General features: G+C 43.0%; 26 protein-coding genes and 5 pseudogenes. 13 read left to right on the top strand and 18 right to left on the bottom strand.

The window, feature by feature from the left end; genetic code table 11:
- Positions 1-223: 223 nt before the first annotated feature.
- Genes FIS9605_RS45650 through FIS9605_RS45615 form a run of 8 tightly spaced genes read left to right on the top strand, consistent with a single transcriptional unit; the run spans position 224 to position 1887 of the window.
- The gene (locus tag FIS9605_RS45650) at positions 224-391 is read left to right on the top strand and encodes a hypothetical protein (RefSeq protein WP_231510517.1); all 168 of its coding nucleotides are present in this window, start codon (positions 224-226) and stop codon (positions 389-391) included.
- Positions 392-397: 6 nt separating this feature from the next.
- Positions 398-595: a recombinase family protein gene (locus FIS9605_RS45645; RefSeq protein ID WP_231510516.1), complete on the top strand. Its 198-nt coding sequence runs from the start codon at positions 398-400 to the stop codon at positions 593-595.
- A 5-nt stretch (positions 596-600) separates the two neighbouring features.
- The gene (locus tag FIS9605_RS45640; RefSeq protein ID WP_026735961.1) at positions 601-825 is read left to right on the top strand and encodes a hypothetical protein; all 225 of its coding nucleotides are present in this window, start codon (positions 601-603) and stop codon (positions 823-825) included.
- A gap of 4 nt (positions 826-829) precedes the next feature.
- Positions 830-1099: a recombinase family protein gene (locus tag FIS9605_RS45635; RefSeq protein WP_026735960.1), complete on the top strand. Its 270-nt coding sequence runs from the start codon at positions 830-832 to the stop codon at positions 1097-1099.
- Entirely contained in the window at positions 1096-1248 is a 153-nt protein-coding gene (locus FIS9605_RS45630; RefSeq protein WP_231510515.1) for a hypothetical protein, read from the top strand. Before FIS9605_RS45635 ends, FIS9605_RS45630 begins: the two co-directional genes overlap by 4 nt.
- 13 nt (positions 1249-1261) lie before the next feature.
- The gene (locus tag FIS9605_RS45625) at positions 1262-1531 is read left to right on the top strand and encodes a hypothetical protein (protein ID WP_026735959.1); all 270 of its coding nucleotides are present in this window, start codon (positions 1262-1264) and stop codon (positions 1529-1531) included.
- 22 nt (positions 1532-1553) lie between these two features.
- On the top strand, positions 1554-1691 hold the full coding sequence (locus tag FIS9605_RS45620) for a hypothetical protein (protein ID WP_231510514.1): 138 nt from the start codon (positions 1554-1556) through the stop codon (positions 1689-1691).
- 40 nt (positions 1692-1731) lie between these two features.
- Positions 1732-1887: a hypothetical protein gene (locus FIS9605_RS45615; protein WP_231510513.1), complete on the top strand. Its 156-nt coding sequence runs from the start codon at positions 1732-1734 to the stop codon at positions 1885-1887.
- Between the two features lie 423 nt (positions 1888-2310).
- Here FIS9605_RS45615 and FIS9605_RS0130565 read toward each other — a convergent pair.
- A pseudogene (locus FIS9605_RS0130565) lies at positions 2311-2880 on the bottom strand (reverse transcriptase N-terminal domain-containing protein); the annotation flags it as partial.
- Between FIS9605_RS0130565 and FIS9605_RS43315 the strand changes: the two are divergent.
- Positions 2879-3112 carry a hypothetical protein gene (locus tag FIS9605_RS43315; protein WP_155960591.1) on the top strand — a complete coding sequence of 78 codons (234 nt, stop codon included), beginning with the start codon at positions 2879-2881 and terminating at the stop codon, positions 3110-3112. The pseudogene FIS9605_RS0130565 and the gene FIS9605_RS43315 overlap by 2 nt on opposite strands.
- 73 nt (positions 3113-3185) lie before the next feature.
- Here FIS9605_RS43315 and FIS9605_RS44480 read toward each other — a convergent pair whose 3' ends face one another.
- The 3 genes from FIS9605_RS44480 to FIS9605_RS44475 form a co-directional block, all read right to left on the bottom strand.
- The gene (locus FIS9605_RS44480; RefSeq protein WP_197036223.1) at positions 3186-3395 is read right to left on the bottom strand and encodes a hypothetical protein; all 210 of its coding nucleotides are present in this window, start codon (positions 3393-3395) and stop codon (positions 3186-3188) included.
- A gap of 243 nt (positions 3396-3638) precedes the next feature.
- The gene (locus tag FIS9605_RS43310) at positions 3639-3776 is read right to left on the bottom strand and encodes a hypothetical protein (RefSeq protein ID WP_155960590.1); all 138 of its coding nucleotides are present in this window, start codon (positions 3774-3776) and stop codon (positions 3639-3641) included.
- Positions 3777-4262: 486 nt separating this feature from the next.
- Complete coding sequence (locus FIS9605_RS44475) at positions 4263-4526, bottom strand: hypothetical protein (protein WP_197036179.1); 264 nt, start codon at positions 4524-4526, stop codon at positions 4263-4265.
- Positions 4527-5215: 689 nt separating this feature from the next.
- Here FIS9605_RS44475 and FIS9605_RS38745 point away from each other — a divergent pair.
- From FIS9605_RS38745 to FIS9605_RS0130545, 3 genes and pseudogenes are all read left to right on the top strand, one after another.
- Positions 5216-5669 (top strand): annotated as a pseudogene (locus FIS9605_RS38745) (four helix bundle protein).
- 67 nt (positions 5670-5736) lie between these two features.
- Positions 5737-6690 carry a ParM/StbA family protein gene (locus FIS9605_RS0130550; protein ID WP_231510512.1) on the top strand — a complete coding sequence of 318 codons (954 nt, stop codon included), beginning with the start codon at positions 5737-5739 and terminating at the stop codon, positions 6688-6690.
- Between the two features lie 7 nt (positions 6691-6697).
- A complete protein-coding gene (locus tag FIS9605_RS0130545) occupies positions 6698-6952 on the top strand; it encodes a hypothetical protein (protein WP_026735954.1) in 255 nt (84 codons plus the stop codon).
- Positions 6953-7468: 516 nt separating this feature from the next.
- Here FIS9605_RS0130545 and FIS9605_RS43305 read toward each other — a convergent pair.
- The 3 genes from FIS9605_RS43305 to FIS9605_RS0130535 form a co-directional block, all read right to left on the bottom strand.
- Positions 7469-7732 carry a hypothetical protein gene (locus FIS9605_RS43305; RefSeq protein ID WP_155960589.1) on the bottom strand — a complete coding sequence of 88 codons (264 nt, stop codon included), beginning with the start codon at positions 7730-7732 and terminating at the stop codon, positions 7469-7471.
- Between the two features lie 123 nt (positions 7733-7855).
- Complete coding sequence (locus FIS9605_RS0130540) at positions 7856-8785, bottom strand: ParB/RepB/Spo0J family partition protein (RefSeq protein ID WP_026735953.1); 930 nt, start codon at positions 8783-8785, stop codon at positions 7856-7858.
- Positions 8772-9413 (bottom strand): ParA family protein, encoded by a 642-nt coding sequence (locus tag FIS9605_RS0130535; RefSeq protein ID WP_026735952.1) that lies wholly within the window; start codon positions 9411-9413, stop codon positions 8772-8774. The genes FIS9605_RS0130540 and FIS9605_RS0130535 overlap by 14 nt, the downstream gene beginning before the upstream one ends.
- Before the next feature lie 408 nt (positions 9414-9821).
- Here FIS9605_RS0130535 and FIS9605_RS0130530 point away from each other — a divergent pair, with 408 nt between their 5' ends.
- Positions 9822-10160, top strand: a complete 339-nt coding sequence (locus FIS9605_RS0130530) for a hypothetical protein (protein ID WP_026735951.1) — start codon at positions 9822-9824, stop codon at positions 10158-10160.
- A gap of 128 nt (positions 10161-10288) precedes the next feature.
- Here FIS9605_RS0130530 and FIS9605_RS0130525 read toward each other — a convergent pair whose 3' ends face one another.
- The 11 genes and pseudogenes from FIS9605_RS0130525 to FIS9605_RS41990 form a co-directional block, all read right to left on the bottom strand.
- The gene (locus tag FIS9605_RS0130525; RefSeq protein ID WP_026735950.1) at positions 10289-11128 is read right to left on the bottom strand and encodes an SWIM zinc finger family protein; all 840 of its coding nucleotides are present in this window, start codon (positions 11126-11128) and stop codon (positions 10289-10291) included.
- A 5-nt stretch (positions 11129-11133) separates the two neighbouring features.
- A pseudogene (locus FIS9605_RS0130520) lies at positions 11134-11610 on the bottom strand (DEAD/DEAH box helicase); the annotation flags it as partial.
- A gap of 209 nt (positions 11611-11819) precedes the next feature.
- Positions 11820-13250 (bottom strand): annotated as a pseudogene (locus FIS9605_RS38740) (pentapeptide repeat-containing protein); the annotation flags it as partial.
- A gap of 100 nt (positions 13251-13350) precedes the next feature.
- Entirely contained in the window at positions 13351-13743 is a 393-nt protein-coding gene (locus FIS9605_RS0130510; RefSeq protein WP_026735948.1) for a type II toxin-antitoxin system VapC family toxin, read from the bottom strand.
- A complete protein-coding gene (locus FIS9605_RS0130505) occupies positions 13743-14030 on the bottom strand; it encodes a hypothetical protein (protein ID WP_026735947.1) in 288 nt (95 codons plus the stop codon). Before FIS9605_RS0130505 ends, FIS9605_RS0130510 begins: the two co-directional genes overlap by 1 nt.
- Before the next feature lie 152 nt (positions 14031-14182).
- On the bottom strand, positions 14183-16084 hold the full coding sequence (locus FIS9605_RS0130500) for a ligand-binding sensor domain-containing protein (protein ID WP_026735946.1): 1902 nt from the start codon (positions 16082-16084) through the stop codon (positions 14183-14185).
- On the bottom strand, positions 16081-16863 hold the full coding sequence (locus FIS9605_RS0130495) for a hypothetical protein (RefSeq protein ID WP_026735945.1): 783 nt from the start codon (positions 16861-16863) through the stop codon (positions 16081-16083). The genes FIS9605_RS0130500 and FIS9605_RS0130495 overlap by 4 nt, the downstream gene beginning before the upstream one ends.
- Positions 16863-18011, bottom strand: coding sequence for a CHAT domain-containing protein (locus FIS9605_RS0130490; protein WP_026735944.1), 1149 nt, complete (start codon positions 18009-18011; stop codon positions 16863-16865). The genes FIS9605_RS0130495 and FIS9605_RS0130490 overlap by 1 nt, the downstream gene beginning before the upstream one ends.
- A complete protein-coding gene (locus FIS9605_RS40095) occupies positions 18008-21658 on the bottom strand; it encodes a protein kinase domain-containing protein (RefSeq protein WP_051470198.1) in 3651 nt (1216 codons plus the stop codon). The genes FIS9605_RS0130490 and FIS9605_RS40095 overlap by 4 nt, the downstream gene beginning before the upstream one ends.
- 48 nt (positions 21659-21706) lie before the next feature.
- Entirely contained in the window at positions 21707-22918 is a 1212-nt protein-coding gene (locus FIS9605_RS0130480) for a CHAT domain-containing protein (protein WP_026735943.1), read from the bottom strand.
- Positions 22915-25251 (bottom strand): annotated as a pseudogene (locus tag FIS9605_RS41990) (macro domain-containing protein); the annotation flags it as partial. The pseudogene FIS9605_RS41990 and the gene FIS9605_RS0130480, both read right to left, overlap by 4 nt.
- Positions 25252-25339 lie beyond the last annotated feature (88 nt).

Below are 25339 nucleotides of genomic sequence, written 5' to 3'. Positions count from 1 at the left end.
ATGCGCTTACGCATTCCTTTATCAGCAACCCAATTAGCATCTCCCAAACAGTGTATTTACGTACTAAGCTCACATTAGAGAGAGTGTGACTGAGTTAGTCACCTTAGCCAAAACAACTGTGAGGTTTATTGTCAATCCCACCCCGTGAGATCTGGGAACGCCTCACCCAGCACTCCAGAAGTAATCACAGACGAACTACAAACCGTCTGCCAGGAGGTAATTTATGAGTACCTCAGAGCTAGTAACACTCCAACACCTGAACCGCAAAGCGATAATCTACATTCGTCAGTCTACCCCACATCAATTAATCAGCAATCAGGAGAGTTTGCGTCTGCAATACGCTCTGCGTCAGCGAGCTATAGAACTGGGCTGGTCGGATAATAAACATTGAGGGTAATTGACACTGATCAAACGGTGTAATTCACCGCGCGCAGCCGCAGAACAGCGACCAGGCTTTAAAGAACTGTTAGCCCAGGTAACTTTAGGATTAGTAGGGATTATCCTCTCTTATGATGTTACTCGCCTGTCACGTAATTGCTCAGATTGGTTCCCCTTGCTTGGACTTGTGTGGTTACAGAGGTTGTTTGATTGCTGACAGAGATGGGGTTTATGATCCAAGTAGTGCCAATGGTCGATTATTGTTGGGACTCAAAGGACAAAATTTCCGAAGTAGAGTTGCATACGATTCGTTCCCGCTTAAGTGCTGGGATTCTTAGCAAAGCCAGGCGTGGTGAACTGGCACTCACCTTACCTGTGGGTTTGGTTCGTGATGAACTGGGAGTGGTGCAGAAAGACCCAAATCGTGAGGTGATTAACCGAAATTAACTTAGTGTTTGAGATTTTTGGGCAACGTAAGTCAGCTTCCAAAGTGTTGCAGACGTTCAACAGTGAAGGGCTGTTGCTTCCACGGAGAAATCGCTTTGGTGATTTTTTCTGGCGCAAGCCTAGCGTGGCAAGTATCATCTCAATTCTGAAAAATCCTGCCTACGCTGGTGCATTTGTATATGGACGTACACGTACTCTCAAACGTGGTTTGGTTTCAAATCAGCCACAACAAAAAGCAATTGCCAATGGCCGAATGGAAAATCCGAGTCAATGACGTATATCCAGCTTACATCAGTTGGCAAACCTACCGAGCGTAATCAGGCACAGCTTATGGATAATTATGCTGAGTATGACCGCAATAAAACTCGTGGTATCCCTCGCCCTGGTGCAGCATTACTGCAATGGGATAGTTTACTGTGGTGAATGTGGTCACAAGATGGTTGTCCAGTACAAAGGCGCAACCCGCTATATTTGTAACTCCTTACGGCAGCAGTATCGTGTGCCTGTTTGTCAGTATATTCCTGCTGATGCAATTGATGAGTACGTAGTCAATGCCTTTTTAGAAGCTTTGTCAGTTGTAGAGCTAGATGCTTATCACAAAGCTGTCAAAACCCAACAGCAGTCTCAAGAGACAGTGGAACGAGCGCACTCTCAACAAAATACAACGTTTACAGTATCAAGTAGCACTAGCAGAAAGACAGTTTAACCGGGTTGACCCGGATAACCGATTGGTAGCGGCCGAACTAGAACAGCGTTGGGAAAACGCTTTACGCGAACTAAAACTTGCCCAAGAAAACTATGCTCAACGTCAGCAGCCTCAAACAGTAGATCACCTACCCAAAAGAACTCAAAACTGCTTTTATTAACATTGGACAAAGGCTCCCTGAACTTTGGCACAGTGGCACCTTGACACAAGTGCAAAAAAAATCTCTGCTACGCTGCCTCATTGATAAGGTCGTCATTCATCGTGTTGCACGTGATACAGTTCGCACTCGGATTATTTGGAAAGGTGGTGACACTACTAATGTTGGACCTGCCAATCCCAGTTGGTTCATTGGCTGAACTCACCAATGCCCAGGAATTGGAAACTCAGGTTGTTAGTTTGAGGCCAACAAAGTATTGATGACCAAGTTATCGCTCAACAAACTGACGGCACAAGGTTATCGATCGCCACTATGCAAAACTCTCCTGCCCAGTACAGTCCAAAACTATCCGGCTTAAACATCATATTTTTCAAAACCGTAGCCAGTCTCATCCCCGCGAGATTTCGGGTTATCTTACGGTTCCTCAAGTTGCCCAGTCTTTAGAACTTTCACCCCACTGGATCTACGATCGCATTCATAACGGAACGATCGCCATTAGCAAGGATGAATCAACCGGGCTTTATCTGTTTCCTAACCTTCCCGATACACTCTTACAATTCCAAAAGCTCAAAGCTGGAGAACTCCAGAACTTGCGTTTTTGAAAGGAGTATCAAGATGCCCAATCAAAACAGCGTTCTATGTCTAACTCAAGGATTCTTTTGTTGATGCCTCTGACTTGACTTTTGAGATTTTCAAAGATTTGCCTTTGAGCATCATGGGTAGAGCGCCCGGTTCTGAATCCGTAGCTATTTGCATGGAAAGTTGCTTCGTGTGCTGGTTCTAAGGCGAGTTTTGCTAGGCATTGCCAAGCTCTGTCCGCAATAGTAGGGACTTTCAGGTATCTGATGGAACCATCTTTCTTAGGTATTGGTATCAGTCTGAGCTTATTGTGATACCAGTTCGACTGTCTTAATAACAGTTCAAGGTGAAATCTCTCCTTGTGAGTTAAGGCGGTTTTACCATCTATTCCTGCGGTCTTTTTACCAGCATTTAGCTGTGTTACTTGACGAATCGCCAGCAACCTAGCTGCGCGAGATTTCAGGATAAGCTTTTGTAATTGACGAGCCTTACGCGTGTTGCCAACTCGAACAGCTTTAAACACTCTTCTTTGTAGGCGGAAAAGGTTCCCTCGGAATTTCTTCCAGGGTAATGATTTCCAAGATTCACTAGCATTCTTGCTGTGCCTAATCATGCTCTACTCCAAATTGCGTTCTCTGAATACCTTGCAGCAGTTACGCCGCATCTTACCCGTTGTAAGGGAGTTCTGTATCTCGTCGTACCTACTGGGGTTTTCGACCTTTTTTCCCAGACCCTTACACCGTTTTTACTCGTTCCGTTCTTTTGATTGTTTTGATGGTTTAGAGCAGTCCATTTTGCCTATCCTCCTCTCGGAGATTACAGCTAACCAGCAAAAATTGCTGTGAGAGTGTAGAGGATGAAGTCTACATTTGTTATTCAGGTTGTAGCTTATTGATAAGACACTTTTCTAGGACTTGTTTACCCATGCCATCTCCTCGTTAGCGCCAGTGTTGTTACCTGCTTATTTTCAACTGATTGCGCCCTGTTCCCAGCTTCGCTCTGCGGCTGACCTTTCGGTTTTCCGAGTCCGTTCGGCGTAGGCAGATAGAGAGTCACTTGTCTGTTCAAGGGTAGGGCTTGCCGTTCTAGGTTACTTAGCTCACCTACATCAGAAGAACAGTTATACATTTAAAAATGGTTTTCAAAATGTACCTTAGCCATATCCCTCTAGTTTCTAGAGGCTCCTGCGAAGAACGAGCCGCACTTGCTGATTAATAGCTTACACCACAGATTTTATTTTGCCCTCAATGGCTAAACTTGTGATTTGGCCACAGGTAGCGATCGCACATTCCGCCGTGAAGCGAACAACCTCTACGCCTGATCGGTTTGTCCCCTCCAGGCTGCAATCGTCAGCTGCTGTGTTCTCTATCTCTACTGTGTCTGTGAGTAAATTGAACACAGGCGAGAATTACAGGTAGGCGATCGCAGCTGATTGTGAGAGGATGATTTTGACAAAATAGCAGTTGAGTTAATTGGCGATCGCCCTTGGGCACAATCCAAAATCTCCACGCCCAAAACTCCTATGGGGTTGAGCAATTCCGAAGTTGCTTTGCGGCTTATATTTATGAGGCAGTGCGCCCTTGGGTGTACCAAGCGTTGTAGAAAGAGCCGTTCAACTCATTCAAAATCCCTCGTGGAAGGGGCAACGCCCTACCGGGCGCTTACTGCGCCTGACCAACTCCCGACCTGCGTGGATGCTACAAAGGACAAGCCATTGAATAAGGCAGCGCTTCACTAGGAAGCAGCGTTTCGCATTATGTAGTAGCTAGGTTCTGTTTGAGGCAAAGTTTACCAACTGCTCTGGTTTCAACACGATTGCTAGCAGAAGGCCTTGTGTTGTGCTGCTAGGTTGCAGATGCTAAAAGCATTTGTGTTGATGATGCTTTGGTTTGCTTTTTGTTTAATGCAGATATTTTTGAGGGAGGTTTCTCAACTGTTAGCGCACATCTTCCCAGCACAGGTAGCAGGTTGGTGGAAGACTCTATGCTGCTCACCTTACTGGGAAGATACTACTGTTGCCCGTTGCCTGCTCCCTTCGTTCCCTCTTGCGAAGGGAGTTGAGATAGCGTCTTGTTGTCTGTTGATGATAGTAGCGATCGGTGCTATGTATTTCGATAGAGCTACTAAAATACTACAAAATCGTTCAAACACGCTAAGGTAGTGCTGGTAATCAAAGCGAGCAAGAGCCATCAATAAGTATAAACACTCAAATAGTGCTAATTTTTTAATAGTAACTCGCTCGGTAATAACTGTAGTCAAAATGAAGTTTTAGAGCCGAAAAGAGAGGCTAATAACTGCAATTATACAAAGATTGTAAAAAAAAGTAAAAATCATGAATATCAATAATTTTACAGTTATAAAAACTACGATAATGAAACAATAATATTGAAAATATAACTTTTAATTAATAGTAATTAACTGTTAATAGCTTTTTAAAATTACTAGTTATTACGGTTAAATTGGCTAATAGACCAAATTTTAGAGTAAATTTTTATTACTATAATATTAAATAACTCTTGGAGTTACTTCTATATCTGATGAGTTAATATTAGGTAATTTCAGATTGAGTTAATAAAAAATCAAAATTAAATTGATTAATACTAAAAACCAATTTTGAGAAATTCACTATAGAGATATGATGGAAATACTCTTATTCTAGTATTAGATAAAATCTGAGTTGAGACTCACATAATTTTTCAAGGCATTTCTCTGTGTACAACATATGTAGTACAAATGGCTATCATACGTCCGTCAGTGGGTAACAACGAACTCTATAGGCTTTCAGCGGTTTGCTTGCTTATTCAAATTTCCGAATGGTAGACAAATGGTATACATATGATGCATGTATGGTGTACACTGCTTTTGCAAGCCCGAAGGGGAGTGTGGGGAGTGTGGGGAGTGTGGGAGGTGTGGGAAGATGGAAAGAAGAACAGTCGAAATGAAAGGAAATGGAAGAAAAAGAAAAAGGGAAAAAGTATTTTAGAACTCATGAGGACTTAGCTGTTTATCAATTGGCATTTGAGACAGCGATGCAAATTTTTGAACATTCTAAAAAGTTCCCCGTTGAAGAAAAATATTCATTAACTGACCCTCCGGGTTCAGCAGTCGCTCATGGGGGAAACCCCCAAGACCGCGCTGCTTCACCAAATTCGTCGTTCTTCTCGCTCAGTCTGTGCTAATTTGGCAGAAGCTTGGAGAAAACGTAGATATAAAGCTGCTTTTGTGGCTAAACTGAATGATTGTGAGGCAGAGGCAGCAGAAACTCAAGTTTGGTTAAAGTTTGCGGTGAAGTGTCAGTATCTTACGGTCGAACAAGGAAGAGAACTTTACAGTAGTTACAATCAAGTCCTTAGTGGGTTAGTCAAGATGATTACCCATCCAGATGATTGGTTACTCGACTAATTCCCCACACTTCCCACACTTCCCACACCTCCCACACTCCCCACACTCCCCCCTCTTTATGGAAGATATGATACGACCAAAACAAAATTTTAAAATAGCTTTAGACTTAGCTAACTCTTGCATCAAGATAGCAACAGAAGACTATGAAGACCGGATAGAGAGTTACATTGATGTTCATTGCAGCCCATCGGATAGCTTAGGCAATGTCGTAATCAAAGATAGTTCAGGCAACAATACAGAAGTATTTTGTGTAGGGTATGGTGCAGCAAAATCTCCAACCGGACGAGCGACGATTACAGATAAAAGCACCAAGATTAAAGATATTCACAAACTGTATTTAGGTGCTTTGGCACACTTGCCTCAACTAGCAAGTGTGATGAAAAATTACATAGTTGTGTCCTCTCACGCTTGGCAGTCCCATAAAGATGAAATCAAAGCAAATTTAGAGCAAAATCTAAATGTATGCTTGGCAGGAAAAGAAGTTGACTTATCGACAGAAGTACTTTTAGTAGTACCAGAAGGATTTGGTGCAATCGTAGACTACAAGGATGAAAAAATAGTAACGCTCGATTTTGGAGCGGGTACTACGCTACTGACTCCCTATATTCGCAAGCGTCCGCAAGAGAGTATAGTGTCGCACGTTGGAGTCAACGAACTGTACTTAATGATCCAATCAGCAATGAAAGCAAAGAATTATGGTTACACTGGCAACGTGCGAAAAATCCGCGAACAAATAGAACTAGGTTCTTTAAGCGTGGAGGGGTGCAATATCAAAGAAGTGTACCAACAGTGCCTTGTGCAATGGTGGAATGAGAACCTCAAAGAATACAGTTATGAGGCGATCAGGCTAACAAAATCTGGTTACAAGGTCATCTGTATAGGTGGTGGAGTCGCCTTACCAGGTTTTGCAAAGGTACTGGCTTCTAAAGGCTTAGAAGTCGTAAGCTCGCGCCCGGAGATGGCTTCTGTGCGGGGTATGTTCAAGCTGGTGATGCAGCAAGCGGCGAAAAAAGGAGTGTAGATAAGTAATGAGCGATGAACCAAAGTGGGAAAGAGCGCGGATTAGAACCAGAGAAGCCGAAATAGTTCGGGCAGTAGCGGCAGAAAGAAGCGAGAAATTTATAGATGCACTCTACCACATCATAAATTTTTATTGGGATTACAAAAGAGGGTTATTACCACATACCGCCTTCACTCCTCAAACACCTGTGGCAACAGTTGAGCAGACATCAACGCCACAATCGGAAACAACAATAGATGTTGACCTTGATATGTTTGCGTGAACTGAAAAGACCTGACCGTCGGTACTTACGTTAATAAAATCGCCGTAAGTTCCGCAATTGATTGGGAAACAAAATCTGTCAAATGTCCAATGGGAAGAACCAGCTATTCGGGTGTGATCGCGCATTGATGACTTTGCAACTGCACTACACTGATTGTCTCTTCACCAATAACGTTATTGGTAGCGAGTAAGCAAGGGCAATTGGTTTTGAAGTAGATGCAGGAGTGGTGCTGATGAGGGACGAAACTCATCAAATGTGGGAGGGAACTACCTTGATATCTCGTCGACCCATCGATTAATTTATCTCTACCATAATGTCCACAAAGTCAACAAATTAAGCCTTTGACGATGTGTATATTTTCCACAACGTTGCTAATATCCAGGCGTTTTCGTTGGCTTATGTCAAGAGTGAACGTTGTCGAATAAGTTAAATACTTTCCACAACGTCTCTAAACGCCCAAAATTATCTACCTTGTTGTTGTTGTTTAGATAAATATTTGTGGCCTAGATAAATAAATCAAAGGGTTTCCAACTCTTGGACAAAACCGTGACATAGCGGACTCGCCTTGTTAAATCCTTCGTCAAAACGAGCGTATTTTTCGAGGAGGTGAGTCCACTTGCCGTCTTGGCTTCTGCCTAGATGGTGAGTCAGCACGGTCTTGGGGGTCTCCCCCAGGAGTGGCTGCGAACCCGAAGGGCAACGTGGCGAACCCGTAGACGCGCAGCGGCTTCTCGTAGAGTAGGGCAAGCAATTAGAGCGGGTGTCCGAAGCAAAAATCATGGTTTTATTCGAGAATATTCCCCGCTCTAATTGCTACGGCTTGGCAGCGATGTACCGCAAAGTGAGAACCCCCCCCTTTTCTGAGCGTCAATATGCAAATGATGCTATCCGTGGCTGCTCTCATCAATTTGTGTTTTCAGTTTTCATCAATGCTTCTAACTGAGCCAACAGCTTCTCTATTTGCATTTTTTTCTTGGGGTCATCCCACGCTTTAGCTTTCTTAAAGCGTTGAAAGACATCATCAACACGTTCTTTTAAGGCTGCTGACTCTGTTTTGTTGTTTGAGTCAGACAGAGTCTCAATTTCTTTAATCTTGCGCTTGATCTCGCTCAACGAGAAATTGTAGGCGATAGCATCCTCTAGAAGCTGCTTTCTTGTTTCCTCATCACTAACTCGTGCGATTGCTTTGGCTTTACTTGTCTCCAATTTGCCAGAGCGCAATACCTGTAAGATGTCACTGGGTAGGTTCAGTAAGGGCAAGCGATTACTGATAAATGAATCCAGTTTGATGTTACCTAAAGAAGTCAAACAAGATTGTACTATCTGAATTTGATCTTCACCAATAACGTTATTGGTGGAAAGTCTACCCCGCAGTTGGTTTTGTATGTGATGTAGCAGTGGTGGTACTTCTTGGAGTGAAATTTTGAGCTTGACAGCCAAAAGCCGCAAGACTCCATCTGTTTCTTCAAGGTCAGTGAGCGCCGAACGAGCAAAGTTTTCAATCAGGGCAATTTCTAGGGCATCTTCGTCATTAAGTTCGCGGATAACAACAGGGACTTCAACTAGCTGGAGAATCTGGGCTGCTCTGTAGCGTTTTGCTCCTGCTACTACTTCATGTTGATCGCTACCGAGGATAGGACGAACTAAAAGCGGTTCCAGTATGCCGTTTTTTCTAGCACTAGCAACAATTTTTTCTACTTCTTCTGGATCGATGTAGTATCGCAGTTCCTCCTTGGGCAGCACAATCAAACTTAGGGGCATAGTAGCCGGATTCTGGTTTGTCTGTTCATCCCTGAAGATAAAATCCTCTACCAGTCGTCTATCTCTTGCCATTGGCTACCCCCAAGGCTTCGGTAAAAAGTTCCTCAAAGTCCTTGGCTGCACGTTTGGCTGTTGTTCCTCCTAATCCCCAAACCGTCGTGCCTTGTCCTGGTGCATCGGCAATTACCTGGAGGTCATACACTATCGTTTTTAGCAAAGGAAAGCCCGTATTTTTTTGTGATAAAGCTCTTTGGGCATCTTTGAGCAGGACTGTCCCTTTTTTGGCTTGATTTAAAAACAATCCTACCTGAGGCATCCCAGAGCGCAATTCTCTTGCTTGTCGCAGGATACGTAACATCTTGGATGTACTGTGCATATCTAACCCTGCTGGTTTACAGGGTACTAGAGCTAGGTCACATCTGGATAAAATTGCTTTGGTTGTTTCACTCAGGCTACCTGGGCCGTCTACAACTACAGCATTATATTGTTCTGCTAGCGCTGGAAGTTCATCAAATAAATCATCTGGGTCTATCATTGTTTGACATGGCAGTTGCAGGTCTTTCATCCAGTTTGTACTGCTGTGTTGTGCATCTGCATCGACAACAATTACTGTCCCATGCTGGCTTAACCAGTATGCTAGATGACCAGATACAGTGGTTTTCCCCGCTCCCCCCTTTTGGTTCGTCAGCCCGATAATCATAATTTTTTACGCATACACCCTGCGTTTGTATCTGTCACGATTAACTTTCACTTCTCAATAGCTGCAATAGTATCAGTTTTTTAATCAGATGCATATTGGCTTGGGAGAGAGGCAGGCTTTGTTGTGTTGTATAGTCTAGTGGATAATTTAGTTTGTGGCAGGAGCTATTAAGTCTGCCTTCTGCGTTTTCGTGTGGTAGTGTTGTTCCCCCAGTTGAGATAGATTCCAAATTCAAGAAGCAGCCAATGTTTCAAATCAATGAGCAACGCATCTACAACACTACCAAAAGGTTAAAGCTAGTTAAACAACAGGTTTTCAGCAGGTTGGGAAATACATGAGCGCTTGTGCTGGCTACCGATTACAATCACAGATGATCTAGGTAGGATGCTAATAGGTAGAAAGGTTACAATGCAAGTTCTTAAAAGATCCATCAAACCAGAAACCTATATATCGTTCCTCCACATCTATCAAACTACTTGGGGGAGTGCTGGTGATATCTGTTTAATCCGTGAATCTGTAGCTAATTCAAGTACAACGAAATTTGTTGGTCACAAAATCCAACTAGCACTCCCAAAAGGCATAGAGCGCGATTGCTTGGCAAACTGTCCAATCATTAAAGTTGCAGGTAATGTCGGCGATGGACATCCTAAAGATCACCCTTCGGAATGGGAGGCTTATGAAGGTGTAGATATAGAAATAGCTGTAGCTGCTCTCAAACCTTGGGGCTTCAAGTTAATTGAGATCTAATGTGGCGATTCTAAATAAATTACGTAGGAATTAGGGTAGCGTGAACGATTTACCCTAGATTTATGATATCTTGAGACAGCAATCGGCTACGCCGCAATGTAGGTGAGCGCAACAACCAGGCTTGAATTTTAAATCGAGTTTTGATTTTTAGTTTTGACTCGTTGATAAAGTTCTGACATCGTCTCAATGAAAGAATTATCTTTTTGCCAGAAAGCAGGGAAATCTCCCTCCTTCTTAATCAAAATAGCTGAAATTGGGCGATCGTTTGACGCTTCAATAGTGGATGGCAACCGCTTGCTACCTAACCAAAACTCCCGAAGATTTGGCTTTTGATGAACAGATTGTTTCTCTAGTTTCGTATAAAAAGATTGACAAGGTTCTATGTTTAATTTTTGTTCGTCAAGTGCTACTGATAACGCTTGACCCAACCCAGAAGCAGCTAATTTCGCTTGAAGCTCTGTTTTCGATAATCCCCGCAATTCAAATAATAAAAATGGATTGGTATCCAGTTGAGAAGCAACTAAATAATAAACTCCTGCAATATGCTTGCAGGGATTAGCTTCATCTGGACAAGAGCATTTAGTTTTAAAATCTTTACTACTATGAGGTAATAAATGTAATCCGATTTGAGAGAAAGTTGATTCAATATTTTCGGGAACTTCATTGAGGAGCAATCGAGAAACAATACTAGCCTTAGCAGATAGTTTTTGTATGGCTTCATTCCAGCGCGCTTTGGCAATAGGTGTAATTTCAATGACTATGTTATATGTAGGTTCTTTATAAACTCCAAAGTAAGGATTAATTGAGCCTCTAACTTTAGCAGTGATTTGATTCAGTTTAATCTCAAAACTTTTAACTTTGCCACCACGAGCATAAGAACGTCCGCGTTGGAGTCGGTGATCATCAGTAAAAGCTTCTAAAGCTTTAATAAAGCGATCGCCCCACCAAGTCCGACTAAATTTAGTCATAATACTCACTCCAAAATAGTACTCTTATTCAAGGCTATTAATTGTTTAAAGGCTTCATTATCTAATTGAGTTAACCAAGATTCATCACTGACAACTACCATTGAAGAGAGTTTTTTCTTATCTTCAATCAAGGAGTCGATTCTCTCTTCTAAAGTACCAATTGCCACAAATTTATGCACAAAGACATTCTTGTTTTGACCAATCCGAAAAGCACGGTCAGTGGCTTGGTCTTCAACTGCTGGGTTCCACCAACGGTCAAAGTGAAAGACATGATTAGCTTTAGTGAGAGTAATACCAACACCACCTGCTTTTAGGGAAAGCACAAACACAGATGGTTCTGTTTCTGGGTTTTGGAAATCACTAATCATTTGTTCTCGAAGTTGGCGACTAGTACCTCCATGTAGATAGTAAGTATTGCAATGCAGATTGTGTTTGAGATATTTTTCGATTTGTTCGCAGACTTCCGTAAACTGACTAAAGATGGGGTCAGCGTACCCGTGGGGGGTAAACTGTACGCTAGGGGAGCAATCCCTTCCTCGCAAGACTTATAGAGATCGCCCTTCAATCTGTAGCATCGTCCAAACTTCTTTTAATCGACCGTTTAATCAAGCCTTGAGAACGAATTTCTTGGGCTTGCTGGCGATCAAGATTGTCTTAACGTACACTAATCCCCCACGGGTACGCTGACCCCATTTTGCGTAAAATCACTATGAATCTTTTCTTTATCAGCATCAATAGGGACAGCAACTTTAACGACGACTACGCCATCACCTTTGTTTTCAATACTTTGAATAGCTAATTCCGTGTCTTCATTTTCGACTTGCACTTTTTTGAATGCTGCAACAAAAGCTTTCCAGTCAATACCGTCACGGAAAATTAAATCAACTGTATTTAAAACCTCTTCAAACAGCTTGGTAAATTCTCCTGGTTGAAATTCTCCACTACTGGGACGGCGTTCTCTGTCATCGGTTCCAGGCTTGGGATTTTCTAGCAGATAAATAAAGCGACAATCGACATTATTTAACTTGGTTGTACTTTCGATATTCCACGCTTCCACACAAGCGCCCGTCATTTGGGCGCTGGTAAAATCAGTTTCAATTGCCTGAGTGCGATTTAGATTTGCCCACTCTAAACAAGCTCCTTGAAAAGTGGCTTCACTGATATCAGCGTGTTTAAGATTTGCCTCTTTAAAGTCAGCGCCGATGAGGTTAGCGCCTTTGAGGTTAGCAGCAAAATAGCTTTTTCCTCGACCATTACCAGTGACGAGTAAATTCAAGATATTTCGTTTAGCTAATATGGTGTCGCCGACTCTGGCAAAGTCAAGTTTTTTGGTTTCGTAAAAACGGGTGTGGGTTATGTTTGCATTTCGGAAATCTGTGTTTTTAAGTGTTGCACCTGTGAAGTCAGCGTCGGTTAAATCGGCATTGTAAAAGCTAGTTCCGCCTGTAGCAGCAAAGGCAATGGCAACTGAGCGAACCGAAGCGTATTTTTCATCTCCAGTTAAACTACGCCAGCCAATGTAAGCGCTAAATAGTACAAAGCCGACGGCTCCCGCTAAGGCTCTATCTCTTGCGAAAGCTCCGGCTACGACTACAGCGAAAGCTACAGCAAAAGCTAAAACTCCATATCCAGCTACGGCTAATGCTCCCGCTAAGGCTCCCGCTCCTGCGAAAGCTCCGGCTACAACTACAGCAAAGGCTCCAGCTACGGCTAAGGCTCCGGCTAATGCTCCGGTTCCGGCTAAGGCTATAACGACGGTTGCTAAACTTGCTATTAAACCCTTGCGGATAGTAACGATAAAAAAGACTGTCACCACAATTAGAGAGACCATCCCTGTTATGACGTTTTCAATGTTTTTGGTGTCAAAAATATATGCTATTAATGCACCAACGACGATTGAAAAAAACCCTGATAGTGCTGACAGCACCCATGAGACTATGACTAACCCAATTACCCAATGCCTCTGTAATCCAGCCTTAGCACCTCTGAAATCACCATCTTTGAGTATGGCATTGGTAAAGTTTGCGCCTCTAATATCTGCACCGCTAAAGTTTGCTCCTGTCAGGTTTTGACCTTTAAAAGAACGTCCTCGGAGATTTTGACCGGAGTAGTCTGGCAGCATAGCTGGGCAAGGAAGAGGTTTTTACTAAAATTTAATACAACTTTGCTGTGTAATATTCCGGTTTTTGCAAAAATTCGTCACTTTTCATTCTGAATTTTTATCACTCCAGCCAGTTCTCTAACTGCAAATTGAGGATATTTTCAAAATCTTTGATGTTATTAGTAACAAGAATATCATTACGCGATCGCGCAACAGCACCAATCAACGCATCAATTTCCCCTGTTGGTTTACCAATTTGTCTGAGTTCGCTTTGAATCTTACCAAATTCAACAGCCGCATTTAAGTCAAATGGTTCAACTGTTAGCAGTTGAGTTAACTGTGCTAATATTTCTAAATTCTTTTCAACTTGCTGGGAACAGTAAACACCTTTATAAAGTTCTGAAACAACTATTGTAGAAATATAACATTGAGCAAATAAAAAATTAAATTTTGCAACTGCCTTGGGGTTATTATTAAGTAGTGCAATGCAAATATTAGTATCTAACAAGTACATTATTGCTTATCTTGATTTTCAATAGAATCGATAACTCTACCTCGATAAGCGTGGCGTTGTTGGTCAATTTCTGCAAATATTTCTACTAGTTCAGGTTGGTCTTGCCAAACACCAAATAATTGGTTGAGTTTGGAGAGCCTTTCTTCATCACTTAAAGTTTGTGGAGTTTTTGTTATTTGATTTGAAGAAATCACAAATTCAACGATAATTTCTGTACCATCAGGGATATCATTAATTTGTTCTAATAGTTCAATCGTTTGACCGCGTTTGATACCTTTAATTTTCATTTGATGTTCACTCATTTTTTGAAATTACAGATAAAATTAACACTCCTGCTCCAAATTGAAGCTCAGTTCCCTAATAATTTTACAGGATACATTTAATATCAAAATATTTCGACAGAGGGCGTGAGGCATTTTTATTTTAGATTTTGGATTGGTTAGTAGGTGTAGCAACTCAAACCGCATGGTGTACCTACCCATAATTTAGTTTCACCATCCTCACCCGTGCTAATAGCAAGCGCTGTTACCCGATTTGCCCCCAAGCCGCTATTATGGATGTGAAATTCGTTTGCTATCTTCCAGCTATTGCCCACAGCAAGCAAACGAAATAACCCTCTATCTGTCCCAACCCACAAACTACTAGCATTACTATCCCAAACTAAAGCTGTAATTGTTCGCTTCTCAAGTTCGGATACAGACTCCCAATTGCTGAAATTACCCACATACAGTCCCTGACTGGTTCCCACCCAAAGCAGTTCCGACTCACCCCGTCCAATTGCTAAGAGAGAACGCACATCAGCACTACCTAAAGTGCCACTGACTGGCGTTAGTTGTTTTGTATCAAGTTTGTAGACCAACAATCCGGCTGAAGTACCCAAGCAAACATGGTCTGTGACACCTTGGGCAACAGCTTGCAGCCACCCTCTTACAGGCAGTTCTTTAGAGGAAATTACTTGTACCCAGACAGAATCTTTGTAATGATAAAGACCATCTAAACCGACAGCCCAGTACTGAGCGTTTTTGGTAGCTAGGGCTAAAATCGGTTCAGAAATATCAGGCGCGGTTTGCAGTTCATTCTTTTGTGTTAAGCCATGTAAACCGCTACTCCAGCTAGCAACCCAAACAGTCTTTTGCTCTGTACTGGTGGTAATTGCACGGTTATCTTGTGTTCCCAATTGACCGTAGCGCCGCCAAGTCTCAGAAAATAGGTCTAAACGATAAAGACCGCGAACTGTACCAATCCATAAAATAGAACGCCCTTGCAATTGCTGTACTGACAGCGCCTGCACCAGGTTGCTGAAGGTGGCGGGAGAGTGTTCAGGAGAAGGTAAACCAATGACATCGGGTGGTGTATCCGTTAAGTGCAGGTGCATCCCTTCTTTTCCACCCCGCCATAGTCCATCGTGGGTGCCAATCCATACTTGCTCATCACTTGCTGCCAAACTGGTGATGGTGCTGTTGAGTTGTTTGTCTCCCAAAGGTGTCCAACCAGTCTCCGTTGCTAAACCCACTTGTTCCCCACAAGCTGCCCAAACTCCTTGAGAATAGGGGGCAAGGGTAGTGATTTCGCGACTAGGCATAGTATCAATTTTATGCGGCTGGTTGGTCGTTAAGTCAATTCGCACCAGTCCTCGAAACGTTCCTAACCAAAGGTTTTTGCCTTGCAGAGCTAGCGTCAGAATATCCGGTTGCACGCTATCGGTAGAGCGTACCCAGCTAGAGTTATGGTAATGATAGACACCTTGAGCGTTACACAGCCAAATATCATTTTCCTTGGCTACTGCATTCTGCCGAGAGTGCAATAGCGAAGCGATCGCCCTGGGAGGAAAACCAGCAGGGGGTAATTCGATAACGGGTTTGCGGTCTGTACTGTTGATAGCATAGATGCCGTTAGTAGTTCCCACCCAAAGCCAACCTGTGGAGTCTGTGGTTAAACAGCTAACTTTTACTTCCCCCAAGATGGTATAAGGCCGCCAAATGTCATTTTTGAGGTAGTATAGTCCGAAATGCTCATGAGCCGCCCAAACTTGACCCGACCCATCCACCGCTACTGCCATTACTGAGTTACCTGGTAATCCATGTTCACTAGTGTAGCGGGTAAATCGGTCAAATCCTGGCAACCAGTGCAGCACTCCTCCCCCCGTCGCCAACCACAAATCCCCTCGAACTGGGTCGAAAGCTAAATCTCGAATATGCCTTTGGCTGGCGTAGTTATGCCACTCTAAAAAAGCTTTATCCTTTGCTGGTTCTTGCTGTGGTGCGTTATCAGTGACGGGAATGGGTAAGTCCTCGCCGCCTACTGGTACAGGTAAGTCAAGTCGGTAGTCTTGGTTACTCATAGTTTATTCGCGCTGGTTATCCGCGCCCACTCCTCCCGTAACCTGTTTAACTCAGCTTCTAATTCGTAATTTTGGTCTTGCTGCTGCTCAACACATTGATTGAGAAAATTGTGCCAGTAATCTGCACCTTTTTGACGCTGCTGCCAAAGTCCGTAGCGCTGGTCTTTATGCAAACGTTCGGTGGCTTGGTTTAAGTTCTCCGACTGTCGCTTTAACGCTTGTTCCCAAATGGCGAGACGACGGTACTGTTGTGCTAAGTTCTCCTGCAAACTGCGTGTTGTCCAAACCAGTCCCCAAGGTAATTCTTCTAAAACATCAGCTAGACTGGTGGTGCGATCGCTGCATACTCCCTGTAGATGCGCCAATAATTCGGCATCTTCATAATTAATGTCGGGGTCTAATACGCGAAAAATATGCTCTAGCAGCATATCCTTCTCAACAGCTTCTGGGTCTTGTAAAGTTGAATCTGTTGTTTCTTCCTGCGTCGCATAGAGCAAGTTGTCATTCCTCTCATCCTGGTTGAAGGTGTCGTCCTCATCATTAAGGAAGCGGTCAATCTGTATACGCAGTGTAGCAATTTCCGCTTGCAGGCGCATTGACTGACGGCGTAGTTCGCCGACGACTGCTTGAAATTCGTTATAAGTCTCTGCTAAATTCGCCGACAATGGCACAATTGCTTCTCGTGCAGCTGTTATCTGCTGACGCAGTTGTTGCAGTTGCGTCAAAATTGCATCAACATTTGCCTGGGTAATTTCTGAGGTATATGCAGAATTATTCATCAGTTAACCCCCAGCACAGCAGGAACTTGAGCAATTCGATAATAAGGAGAACTGTAAAGACCGTAGGCAAGTCCCAAGGGGTTATTATACTTCTCTAAAAAATACCGCCGAGTCTCACACAATGCCTTGCCAATCATCATCTTTTCACCGATGAAGAAGTTATAAAAAACAGACGCAAAAGCAGCAGCAAATAAGTCCGGTACGGGACAAGCAGTAGCAATGACAGCAGCAGCACCATGCTGAATAAATTTCTCAGGTAGGTTGAAGGTTTTCCGCAATTCATCGACACCACCTGCTGACTGACAAGCATTGAGAAAAATCAGGGGTTGACACTGGAAGCTACCACTGACATCACTAAAATTGTAAGTTTCTAGTTCAATTTCTTGGGCATTGCTTTCATCTTCAATAAAAGAGATAACTAAAGCATCAATTTCATCTTCGTACTGTCTACAGGGGCGACAGTGACAAGCAAAATGAAGAATGTTGTGCTGAGTTTGATAAAGGTGAGTGACTAGAGATTCTCCATCTGCTAATTTTTTTAGTTCTTTGGAAAGTTGCAGTAAATAAAACTTACCAAGAGTTCTAACTAATTTTTCGATTTCTGGTCGTTCCTGGTGATGAGCGTGAAGAAGTTTATGATGTAAACAAAACAGCATATTTAATGGTAAGATTTGCTCTAAAGGAGCAGTTTTACCAGGAGTTATGTTACGAGCAATTGGGTGGCAGAATCCCCAGAACTTTTCTGGGTCGGCTTGTTGGTATTCTCCCTCATAGAGTACCTCCCAGGGGAAGGGAAGCAGCTTAGAGACAAAGATGGGAGCGAATTTCATTAATTGAGAATATTGGAATGTAGCTTTTTGGGCATCTTCGTTGAAAAATTCTTGATAAGCGCGTCGTCCCCATTTCGCTAAAGATTTTAAATAATAGTTACGTTCTTCTATAGTTAGTTGTAATTCTTTCTTTTTGTTTATAGTCTTTTCAATTTCCTGAAAACACTGCAAGACATTTTTAGTAAAATTTAGTAATACAGAGTCAGTAGCACTTCTAGAAAAATCGTTAATACTAATGCGGTAGGAAGTTTCTGTAATTAAGATATCTAAAGGAAAAAATTCATTTTGTATCGGAATCGAACTGCTAATACCCCTCACGCTGTCTCACCTCCTTCAGCGATATTTAGTGAGAACATGAGGCTATGAATTGGTAGCACTCCATCCATAAAATAAACCTGCACCAAAGCAGAATTACCTGCCATTTCTGGTGGTGCAACCAGGGTAAACCAACCTAAATAGTTGCCTGTAGGAGCTAAACTCATAGCAATTGGTGAATCTGGAGTCACCTGTAAACCAATAGTTTTGACATGAACTTGTAAATTTTCAAAAGTCAAGTTTTCGGCAACTTCGATGACTCGCTCCTCATGCCATACTGGTGGAGTGCGACGCAAGGTGAGACGGAAACGGACAGGAACACCAGATGGGAGAGGTTCATCGATATCTCGACCAATGGGTTCGACAACAGCATATCCTTTACCTTCCACAGGACGGTAAGGACGCGCCATTGGGTCGCCAAAGAGAACGTAAGCTAAGTAGTCGAGGGAGTCAGGTGCAGCAGCACGCGCTAGCTGGCGACTGGTAGAAAAAGCTTCGCCTAAAGAAGCACCAGTCCACAGACGGTTGTAAAAGTTACTAATAAAGGCAGCTTCCACTGCTGGTTCTACAGCCCAGAGGGAGCCAATAAAGCCGCTACATCCAGCCCGGATAAAGGCTGATGCCCAAGTTTGTTCTAATGTTGTTAATTCTGGTGCTTCGGTTTTCACGTACCCCAAGGTAACTAATGGTCGATTGCGACGTAAGTTAAGCTTGGCGGGACGGATTTGGTGTTCGATGTCTTCTGTGTCATTGGCGTTATCTAAGGTTACAGGGGCGTTGCGACGGTTGACTGTGTCTGCTGACTGGCTGTAGCGAATTAAGTGCAGACCCCTTATTGCTTCAGTGGAGTCATGTAATACACCTGCTGGTAAAGGCTGGGGTGGAGGTGCGCCGGGGGTTTCTAGTAAAGTTGTCCACAGTTGGGGTTGTTCGACATTGGCGTAGTGGGCGACGTTAACTGCACCTACGGGAAACTCGTATGGTCTGGTGTCGTTTAATTCTTGTAGCCAGCGTCCGATGATGAAGCGATCGCCCAGAAATCTTTGACTGTCGTGCAACAGTTCCCAAGGTATCCAGGCTTCTTGGTCTGCGAGAATTAAAAGTGTAAAAGTGTAATTTTGGGGTATCAAATTACGGAAGTCGCTTTGTAATTCTGTGGGGAAAAAATGCTGAAATAGGTATTGACCGAGAGACACCAAAGATGATTTACCGTCTTCACGGGTAGCCTCAGATATGTTTTTCAGGATATTTGCTAACATACCCCGCATTTGTTCAAGCCAACTATTAGAAAATGATACCGTTTGATAATTGGTTTCTCCGGAAAATACCGTAGGAAAACGGAAGCTTCTAAGTTGATAATTGAATATACCGTCAGAGTTAGTTTCATTCCATACTGGTTGTACGCGGAGGATAAAGTCTGGTTGAGGGACAGGACGGGGTTGAGTTGTGATGCGGTTTTTGGTGAAGCTGGTTTCGTCAAACCCTGATACTTCGATGTTGGTTTCTAATTTTGTCTCGAAGGTGTCGCCTTGGTAGAGTTCGGTGGTGATGGTTGCGTTACCTGGACGGAGGGCGGTTAGGCGGAAGCGGGCGGTTTGGGTTTCTTGAGCAGTATCGGGGTCAAGGGGTAAGCTGGCGGTGTTGTCGCTGTCGAACTGAAAACCGGGGGCAGTTAAAATTATATTCAGTTCACTTCCAACAGCTTGAGTTTGTGGAACTCGAAGCAAATAATCATTCTGGTTATCTGCTCCTATTTGCATCAGATAGATGGAAACTTCTATTTCTCCACCAACCCCAGTTGCTTCTTTTGATATGGTCAATGAGATATCATAAGCTAAACTCGTTTCCGAAAGTAATGTCTGATAAACGCTAACATAAACCTGATATGCAAATTCTTCTATAAATGTGAAAATAACTTTCTCTAGCTGACTGCCTTGTTTTAAGTGATTTGTAACGGCTCTCAAGACCTTTGGGGCTAAATCAGCTGGATCAAATCCCGCAGCACCAGTTCCCACTGAGGGAAAAGCTATTGTCCGAACATCGCTTAGGCTATCTGCCTTGGCTAAAGCAGCAGAGACTCCCCGTACTATACTCGCAGTTGTATGCCGACCTTCCCTCTCTTCTGTAGGTGTATGTATTATGTAGTGGGCTGGCAGAGAGCCAGCATCAGTAACAAATACTTCGCCCGACCTTAGAAGTGGTTGATTCTGCAATGTTTCGTATAGCTGGGAGCCTAGCCTTTCAAAAAGTTGCAAACTAATAGCCCCACCATTACTTACGTCTAAGCCTGTGGGATTTACCAAAGCATCTACATCAAGAGCTAGTAGATCACCTTGAACAAATTCGATGCGTGCAAGTGCTTCATCACTGGAGATCGCTTCGGGTTGAGGGAAACTAGTAAACTGGAGTTCTCTTACTAATTGACGTACTCTTTCATTAGGGTCATTTTGAAGTGGTGCTAGTAATTCAAGAACACGATTACTTTCCAATTTGCTTACTGCTTGGACAACTTTTGTCAGTGCTTCTAAATGCTTTTGTTCATCTGGAATTTGCTGCGCTGTGGCTAACGCTCGGTCAAAGTGTTCTTCCTGAATATAAATCTGAACTATCTCAAGTATTTTCTCCGGTGTTTGTAGAATAGTTTCAGGTGATAGTGTTGGCTGTTTTACAGGCGGTAATTTTGCTGTTTCTGCTATTTCTTTTGCTTCATTTGAGTTTTCCTGCTTTTGTGCAAAAAATCTTTGTACCCATCGCCCAATATATTGAACAGGGTTTTCAGAAATATTGTCTCCTTTGGGAATGTAGGTTGTAGGAGTTCCCAAACTGTGGAGAGCTTTCAATACTTCATCTACAGACTGGTAGCGTTTTCTATAATCAGGTTGCACCATCTTATCTAAGATGTTTGCTAACTTTTTGCTAACCTGAGCCTGATTGTGCCAAACAATTTCACCTGTATTAATATCCTCTTGAAAGGCTAGCGGTTGTATTCCTGTTAATGCCTGAATTCCAATTATACCTACAGCATATATATCACTGCATAATACAGGATGACCCTTAGCTTGTTCTGGAGGCATATAGCCTGGAGTACCAATTGCAATCGTTGATGTTGAGTATTCTTCCTGTTTTTGAAATTCAGTTCTTTTAGTGCGAATAATTAATTCTTTACTTGCCAGAAAGTCAATTATAATTATCTTTTTGTCTGATCTACGTCTGACTAGATTGGAAGGTTTTATATCACGATGTATTATATTATTTTCATGAACAAATTTTAGTAACTGCAATATATCTTGCAATAAAGTTATGACATAAGTTTCGCTTAATTGCTTACCTGGAATAATTTCCTTACTTAAGTCATGTCCATCAATAAATTCTTGAACTAAGAATAATTCTTGATTTTCTTCAAAATAAGCTAAAATTTTAGGAATTTGGTCATGGTTGCCTAGCCGCACCAATAATTCCGCTTCAGATACAAACAAACGTCTGACCACTTGTAACGTGTTAACGTCCGTACTTAATGGCATCAATTGTTTGACTACGCATCTAGGATTACCTGGAAGATTGATATCTTCAGCAAGATAGGTTTGATCAAACCCACTTCGACTGAGAAGTTGTTTAATTCGATAACGCCCTCCCCGTATTGTTCCCAACATTAATTACATCCGTCCCACAATGTATAAATTCCCATCTATGTGATCAGTTTATTTTGCCAAAACAGGTTGCTCTCCCACCCGATAACTCGCCGGACTATAAACCCCATAAGCCAACCCCAACGGATTATTAAACTCCTTCAAAAAATACCACCTCGTCGCCCGTAAAGCTTCCCCAATTGTCATAAATTTAACGACTTTCTCCCCAGTCTCATCCATCACCACCATCCCCCTTAGAAAAAACTCATAAAACACCTTTGCAAACGCCGCCGCAAACATATCCGGAACCGGACAAGCCGTAGCAATCACCGCCGCCGCACCATGCTGAATAAACACCTTGGGTAAATTGAAAGTCCTCCGTAATTCATCCGCACCCCCAGCCGACTGACAAGCATTAAGAAACACCAATGGCTGACAGAGAAATTTCCCCTGGCGCAACAAAAATTTGTAAGTTTCCAACTCCAACACTAAGGCATTTTCTGCTATCTCGTCATCTTTAATAAAAGAAATCAGCAATTTATCTCCCAGCTTACTTTCCTTACAATGACAAGCAAAATGCAACATATTGTGGCTGGCTTTGTAAAGATATTTGAGTAAATCATCCCCCAACGGATCGCAAGATTTACCATTTGTCAAGTTGCAAGTTGTCCCCAACAACGTAAAGCGGTCTTTTGCTGTCACCCTTACCAACCTTTCAATTTCTGGTCTTTCCTTTTTGTGAGCATGAAGCAATCTGTGATGTAAGCAAAACAACATATCTGAAGGTTGCGCTTGCTCTAAAACATAATCTGCGATATCTTTTTCTGGGTTGAGAATCCGAGCCGGGGTGTAGCGTAGTCCCCAAAACATCTCAGGATTTCCCTGTTCGTAGTCCTCCTCACTCCCCTCAAACAAAACTTCCCAAGGAAAGAGCGTAACTTCAGAAACAAAGGTAGGAGCTACATTTTCATTCAGGCGACTGGTGAGGATTTTATTTGGTCTGTCTTCACCAAAAAACGCTTGGTAAGCTGTCCGTCCCCACTCAGCTAACTTTACCAAATACTGATGGCACAAATCCGCGTCTAGCTTGAGGCTTTTTTCTTTATTAATAGTTATTCTCAAAGCATCAAAGCAGTCTAAAATTTCTTCACTCAGCACTTCCAAGACTTTATCATCCGGCTTGGAAAACCTCCAACGTCCAATTGAGTAGTAATCTTTCTCAATTAATATTTCCAAGCAAGAACTAGCCAATTGTACACCTACTGGACTGCCAACTCCTCTCATTGCCCCTCACCATCCCGATTCACAACATTCAGCGCAAAACGCAAATTGTGAACGGGTTCCACTCCGTCCTCAAAGTAAACTTGAACTAACACTGACCGACTTTCCATCTCAGCAGGGACAATTAGCGTAAACCAACCCAGATAATCTCCGGTTGCTGTGCGTCTGATAAGTATGGAATCATCAGGAGTTACCTGCAATCCGGACGTAACGATAAAAACACGTAAATCCTCAAAAGTTAAATCTTCAGCCACCTCCATCAACCGATTCTCGTACCATACAGGAGGTGTGCGGCGCAGGCTGACGCGAAAGCGGATTGTTGTTCCTGGGGATACAGGGTCATCAATTTCTTGACCAATGGGTTCAACCACAGCATAGCCTTTTCCTTGCACAGGTCGGTAAGGACGCGCCATTGGGTCGCCAAAAAGCACATAAGCCAGCCAGTCCAAGGAGTCAGGTACAACTGTCTTAGCCAATCTGCGAGCCGTCTGGAACGCCATACCCAAAGATTGACCAGACCAAATGCTGTTATAAAAAGCACTAACAAAAGCTGCTTCCACATTTGGTTGCACTGCCCAAAGGGAACCAACAAAGACGCTGCAACCTGCTCGTACAAATGTAGAAGCCCAGGTTTGTTCTAGCACTGTCAATTCCGGTTGACCCGCACTCAGGTAGCCCAAAGTAACAAGGGGACGGTTGCGACGCAAGCTTAACTTAGCGGGTTGTACCTCACTTTCAATGTCGTAAGTATTACTGCCATCAACCTGCACAGGGGCATTTTCTCTGTCGGCTGCATCCGATGACTGACCAAAGCGCACTAAATGCAAACCCCGCATGGATTCCGTAGAGTTAATGTCTGCCAGTACACCACCCACCAAGGGAATAGGCGGTGGTGCGCCCGTTGGCTGCAAAAGCTCAGTCCAGATTTCCGGCTGTTCCACATTGGCATAATGGGCAACATTCACCGCACCTACGGGAAACTCATAGGGACGTGTCTTTTCTAACTCCCATAGCCACCGTCCAATAATAAAGTATTCTCCTAAAAACTTTTGCCCATCATGCAATAATTCCCAAGGAAAGCAAGCATCTTGGTCAGCCAAAATCAGTAAGGTGAAAGGGCGGTTAAAACCTGCTATCGTACGGAAAGTATTTTGCATTTCCTCTGGGAGTAAGGATTTAAACAGGTATTGACCAAGAGAAGCAAGACGAGAACGGAAATCTTCCGGTTGGCTAGTAGCGGCTTCCTCAAGGGTGGATTTTAATAACGAGTGCGATCGCGTAGACGCGGAGCGGCTTCCGCAGGTAGCGACTCCTTCGGAGTATCGCTCAATCCAAGTAGCAGATAAAGACTGTGATGTGTAGTCAACATCGTCAGCAAATAACAAGCGTGATTGGTAGCTATCAATGTGATAATTGAAAGTACACGCAAAGATATCTGCGTTCCAAGTAGTTCGCACTTGGAGAATTATATCTGGTTGGGCAACGGGACGCGATCGGGCGGCGATAAGTGGGTGTAGTTCGCTTTCATTAAACGAATCAACTTGTACCTCAATTTCTATGCTGTCCTTAAAACTATCCCCGCAGTATAGTTCTGCTTTGATTTTATTTGCACCCGGTCGAAGGGCAGTGAGGTGGAAATGAGCAGTTTGTGCTATTTGAGAAGTATCAGAGTCTAGCAGCAAACTTGTTGTGTTATCGCCATTGAACTTAAAACTAGGGGCAGTCAAGAATATATTAAGTTCAGATCCTACAGCTTCACTCTGTGGCAGTTGGAACACATAAGCTTCCTTCCCGCTACTTCCAGGTTGTCCCAGACGTATTGAAACTTCAAGTTCTCCACCAATAGTCACTGATTCGGCAGAAGTATTTAATAAAACTTCGTAAGTAACAAAGTTTTCTTGAAGCAATGCTTGGTAAGCACTGATATAAGCCTGATATGTAACTTCGTCTATAAAAGCAAAAATAACCTTTTCTAATTTACTTCCACGCTCTAAGTGACTTGCAACAATTCTTAAGATTTTTGGAGCCAGCTTAGTAGGGTTTAAACCCGCAACACCAGTACCCATTGAAGGAAATGCTATTGTCCGGACACGATCTACGCTCTCAGCTTTTGTTAAAGTGGCAGTAATTGCCTTTGCAACAGTTGTGACCGTAGCGTTGATGTGTTTGTCGATTGGTGCATGAAATAAGTAGCGAGCAGGCAAAGAACTGGCATCTGTTACAAGTACCTCACCAACAGGTATTTGAGGTTGGTTCTGCAATTGTTGGTACAAATCGTAACCAATTCTTTCTAGAATCTGCTGACTCATCTCTCCCCCAAAAGAGAGATTTATATTGGTGGGTCTAACAATGACATCTACTTCTAAATCAAGAATATTTGCCCTAATCAACTCAATACGCGCAAGTGCCTGAGCGCGACTGGTA

Origin of the sequence: Fischerella sp. PCC 9605 (assembly GCF_000517105.1) — a bacterium.
In the GTDB taxonomy this organism is placed as follows: Bacteria; Cyanobacteriota; Cyanobacteriia; order Cyanobacteriales; family Nostocaceae; genus PCC9605.
The sequence above is the reverse complement of the archived record's forward strand: the minus strand, read 5'-3'. Positions and strand labels throughout refer to the sequence as shown.